At 58.4% G+C, this 4751-nt stretch carries 4 protein-coding genes; 3 read left to right on the forward strand and 1 reads right to left on the reverse strand.

The window, feature by feature from the left end:
* Positions 1-252: 252 nt before the first annotated feature.
* Both FJ145_26460 and FJ145_26465 read left to right on the forward strand, forming a co-directional pair.
* The gene (locus FJ145_26460; GenBank protein ID MBM4264954.1) at positions 253-1467 is read left to right on the forward strand and encodes a M24 family metallopeptidase; all 1215 of its coding nucleotides are present in this window, start codon (positions 253-255) and stop codon (positions 1465-1467) included.
* Between the two features lie 117 nt (positions 1468-1584).
* Positions 1585-2778 carry a M24 family metallopeptidase gene (locus FJ145_26465; GenBank protein MBM4264955.1) on the forward strand — a complete coding sequence of 398 codons (1194 nt, stop codon included), beginning with the start codon at positions 1585-1587 and terminating at the stop codon, positions 2776-2778.
* 120 nt (positions 2779-2898) lie between these two features.
* Here the strand turns inward: FJ145_26465 and FJ145_26470 are convergent, their stop codons facing one another.
* Positions 2899-3660, reverse strand: a complete 762-nt coding sequence (locus tag FJ145_26470) for a hypothetical protein (GenBank protein ID MBM4264956.1) — start codon at positions 3658-3660, stop codon at positions 2899-2901.
* Positions 3661-3887: 227 nt separating this feature from the next.
* Between FJ145_26470 and FJ145_26475 the strand changes: the two genes are divergently transcribed.
* On the forward strand, positions 3888-4649 hold the full coding sequence (locus tag FJ145_26475; GenBank protein ID MBM4264957.1) for a tetratricopeptide repeat protein: 762 nt from the start codon (positions 3888-3890) through the stop codon (positions 4647-4649).
* Positions 4650-4751 lie beyond the last annotated feature (102 nt).

Raw genomic sequence — 4751 nt, forward strand, 5'->3', positions numbered from 1 at the left:
CTGAACCAAGGACCTGGCAAAGGCAGCGGCATAGAGTATTGCTTGGCGCTGATGCTGATGGCGATTGCATTGGTTTTTGGCGGCGCCGGAGCGCTGTCGATCGATGGCGCCATCAGTCGCTAAAAAAGCCAACTCGTTCATTGTTGAAAGCGTTCGGCCCGAGGCACTCGTTTCCTTATAGCCACCGTGAGATGCTTCGGAGCCCTTCGACTCAGCTCAGGGCGAACGGAGCGAACCCAACAGGAGTTTTCGTTGGAATCCCCCGCAGATATCAAGTGGAACGGCTATACGCTCGCCGAGCGCGACTGGCGCTGGCAGCGCGTGCGCGCTGGCGCGGCGAAAGCAGGTTTGGACTGCATCTTCGTGCCGCTCTGCGTCGACGGGCGCAATCTGCACTTGTCGCTAGAGCAGCATCGCGGCGTGCGTTCCGATTGCCGCTTCTTGACCCAACTAGAAAACGCGGCGGTCATCATACCTACCGATGGGCGCAAACCGATAATCATTTCCGACGTTGACGAAGGCAGCGATTGGGTGCCGGAATTTCTTCCGGTGAGAAATTCCTGGGGCGAAACCATGGCGGAGGCACTGATCGACGCCGGCATGGAGCGCGCCCGCATCGGCGTGTCGGGGCTTGGGCGCGGATTGTACACCCACGGCCGGGCGTTTCACGGCGTGGTGAATCACAGCTCGTACGCTGAAGTGCTGCGCCGCCTGCCCAATGCCAAGTTCGAGCACGCCACCGACGTCGTCGGCTACGCGCGCTACGTGAAGAGCGAGGAGCAAATCGCCTGCCTGTGCCGCGGCGCAGCGATTGCTACCGCGGGCATCGAGCGCATGATCGAGCTGGCGCGCCCGGGGATGGACGAAGGCATTCTTTACACCGAAGTGATGAAGCGCATGGTCGAGCTCGGCAGCGAATATTACCCGATGGCTTTCTACAGCGGCCCGCATACGCTGCGCAAGCTGCCGCGCTTCGAAGACCCGACGGAAGAACGAATTCTTCGCCCCATGCACCGTATCGCCAACGAAGTCGACGCGGTTTTCGGCGGCCTGATCGCCCAGGAGCAGCAGCCGATCCTGCTCGGGCCGCTGCCCGAAGCCTGGCAAGCCGCGCACGAGATGCAGCGCGATCTTTATTACGAAGCGTTGCCGCGCATGACACCGGGAACACAGTTCGGCGAGTTCATGGATTTCGTCAACTCGTTCGGCGAAAAGCGCGGCCTGAAAAGCCTGCTGCTCATGCACGGCCGCGGCTATGGCGACGACGGACCGTTGTTCACACCGCAAAACCGCGGCGCCCGCAACCGCGAAGTCCGCCTTGAAGCCGGCAACGTTTTCATCGTCAAACCGATCGCCATCACCGCCGATGACAGCTTCGAAACCAGCTGGGGCGGCTGTGTGCTCGTCACCGACAAAGGCGGCGAGCCGCTGGTGCAACGCAAGCCGGAGATGGTTTCGATCGTCTGACCAAGTTTCGGGTTTCGTGTTGCGCGTTCCGTGTTTAGCCGGAAACTCCAAACCTTGAATACGTTTATTGATTTTTAATTTTTTAATTTGGAATTTGGAATTGGAGCGAAGCGAACCATGCCCTGGACAACCCCACCCGGCTCTGGCGCCACGGTGCATATTTGGAACGGCTATTTTCTAGCCGAGCGCGATCGGCGTTGGAACGCGGTGCGCGCCAACGCAAGTAAAGCCAACTTTGATTGCATTCTCGTGCCGCTCGGCGACGGCATCGACGCGCGCTACATGACTCAGTTGCGCTGCTCCGCGATGGCGCTGCCCACCGACGGGCGCGAGCCGATCATCATCGCCGACCGTCGATCGAGTAACGAGTGGGTTCCCAATCCTTGGCAAACCGGCCGCGAGTGGGCGGAGCCCATGGCCGAAGCGTTGCTCGATCTGAACCTGCACAAGGCGCGCATCGGCGTCGCCGGATTGAAAGGCTGCGCGGTGACGCACTGCACGTCCATCGATGGTGTCGTCAACCACAGCGCGATGAATTACGTCATGACCCGTCTGCCTGATGCGAAGTTTGAAGACGCCACGGAGCTAATCGGCAAAGTGCGCTTCGTAAAAAGCCCCGAAGAACTCCCGTGGGTACGCCAATCCGCTGAAGTCGCCGCGGCAGGCGTTGAAGAACTGATCAAGCTCGCCCAGCCCGGCAGCGATGCCGGCCAGCTCTGGGCCCACGTCACTGCTAAACTCTCCGAGCTTCGCAGCGAATTTTTTCCGCTCGAATTCACCGTCGAGCCGATCGGCACCCAGAAACCAAAACGCTACACCAATCCACCGATCGGCAAGCGCTTAGAAAAAAACACGCTGATTACCAACCAAGTGAGCGCCATGCGCGGCGCGCAACTAACACAAGCGTGCCAACCGATCCTACTCGGCAAAGTCCCGGAGGCGTGGAAACCTGTAGTCGCTTTGCAAAAAGAAGTCTACGAGGCCGGCCTGTCGAGGATCAAACCAGGAACGACCTTCGGCGAGCTAGCCGATTTCGTGAATAGCTTCGGCACCAAGAGCGGCATGAGGACTGTCATGCAGCTGCACGGCTGCGGCTACGGCGACGACGGGCCGAGGTTCAACGCGAAATTTCTCGGCGGGAACGCGCGCGACCTGCGCATCGAAGCCGGCAACGCCTTCGTCTGGCAACCGGTCGCGACGTCGGCGGACGAAAAGATTCAATTTTCCTGGGGCGGAGCGGTGGTGATGACCGAAGGTGGTGCGGAGGCGCTATTTAACCGCACACACGGCATGGTGGAAATCGAAGTATGAATTATGAAAGCGGAAGGATGAATAGAAAAACAGAAACACGGAAAACGCAAAGCGGAGACTACGGCATGAAAAGTTTCCGATTTCTGCTTTCCGCGTTTCCGCTTTCATAAATCATACTTCCTACTTCTCTCCCGCCAACAACTTCCCCCACCCCTTGATCGGCGAGATAATCCCCGGCCGCACGAGCTCGTACCAGATCTCCGCGCTCATGTTGGTGAACGTGGGTTTGCCGAACTCCTCCTCGATGGCGGGAATCACATGCAGCGCCATCGCCGCGCCGCCGGGCACGGAAATGCCTTGCGCTTCGGGAAAGCTGCGCGCCGCTTCGCGGCCGACTTCGAGCGCCGTTTTCAATCCCTCTTCCAGTGACATGGCGAAGGCCTCCGACGCCCACTGATTGCGCGAGGTAATGCCGACGACTTCGATGCCTCCCTCTTTCAGATATTGAATGATCGCGTTGTTGACCTTGTCGGCCCAGCGGCTGCCGACAGCGATTTTCTTGATGCCGAGATGATCGAGTGCCGCGATCAGCGCCTCCAGCGGCGAGTCCACCGGGATGCCGTATTTTTCCTTGGTCTCGCGGATCAATTGCCGCACCCGCGTGCGTGTCAGCATCGCGGCGATCGGCGCGCCGCTCAGCACGATGTGATCGACCTTTTCCGCGGCCAGCCGCTCGACGCACGGCCAATAGTTTTGAATCGCCTTGTCCACGCCCTCGGCCGTGTAGTTCTCGAGCCCCAAGCCGGTAGCGACTTCCATAAAGTCGAGCGGCAAGAGCCGATAAAGTTGATAGCACGGCCCGCGCTGTACCTCTTCGTGGGCGCGCGGATGGATCACGCCATAGCGAAAGCGCGGTAATAACTTACTGATATAGTCTGCCATAGTTGCCCTCCCAAAAATCTCTCACCCGAAGTCAGGGTAAAAATCCACAAGAACGTAGAATTCGCGCTCACCGGTCAGATGACGATATGCCAAACGCGGTCGAAAGAAAACGAAAAACTGCGCCAGGGCTTAGGCCATCGACAGAAGCAACCTAGGCGTTTTGTCTTGCTTAGCCACCTGCGATTCTCTAGACTTATGGCATTACATTCCCCCAGAGGTTGTCTGCAATGGCACAAGTCGACCTGGATGATGATTTTGAAGAACCCCGTAAAAAGTCCAAGCGCGTTGTCTTGGCCGGGGCCGTCGTGGCGGCTCTCGTTGGGGCCTTCGTCGGCGTGAAATACTTCGATATCGGCGTCAGCAAAGAGGCTAAACGAGACCGGCATCTCACACGGGCGCGCGAACAGATAACGGCTCAAAAGTTTAACGAAGCTATTGTTGAGCTGCGCAACGCCATTAAAGCCGACCCAAAATCGGCGGAGGCGCATCATGAGCTCGGAACTCTGCTGCTCCAGAAGGGGGACTACAAGAACGCGTACGCGGAATTCCAGCGCGCCGTCGACATGAAACCCGACTTTATCCCGGCGCGACTGCAACTCGGGCTTTTGTACGTGACCGCGCGCGACCTAACTAAAGCCAAGGCCGAGCTGGCAGGAATTCGCCAGACCGACAAGCAGGCAAGAGAAGGCAACCTGCTTGCCGCACGTATCGCTTTTGCTGACAAAGACCCGAACGGCGCCATCCGGGAGCTCAAGGAAGTTCTCGCCAAGAACCCGAAAGAAGCCGCGGTCCATCTCGACATCGCGCAGATCCAGACCGATCAAAAGGACTACAAGGGTGCGGAAGCCTCGATACAAAAAGCGCTCGAAATCGATCCCAATCTAGGCAACGCGAGAATCGCCCTGAGCCAGCTGCACAAACTGATGGGCGAAACAGAGCAAAGCGAAAAAGATCTTTTGAAGGCGGCTCAGACCGACCCGGAGCTATGATCAAAGCGTGTGGAAATAGGAAATAGGTAGGCGTACCCTTTCGCGAATCTAAAAACGAAAGGCTGCCTGTTGGCGCAGGCAGGAAAGGATACGCCGATGAGA

This window comes from Deltaproteobacteria bacterium (assembly GCA_016874755.1).
Classification (GTDB): Bacteria; Desulfobacterota; Binatia; order UBA9968; family UBA9968; genus DP-20.

Bases quoted from the DNA above. Each gene is read 5' to 3' on its own strand.
- FJ145_26470 (MBM4264956.1), bottom strand. From the start codon at position 3,660: ATGGCAGACTATATCAGTAAGTTATTACCGCGCTTTCGCTATGGCGTG.
- FJ145_26475 (MBM4264957.1), top strand. From the start codon at position 3,888: ATGGCACAAGTCGACCTGGATGATGATTTTGAAGAACCCCGTAAAAAG.
- FJ145_26465 (MBM4264955.1), top strand. From the start codon at position 1,585: ATGCCCTGGACAACCCCACCCGGCTCTGGCGCCACGGTGCATATTTGG.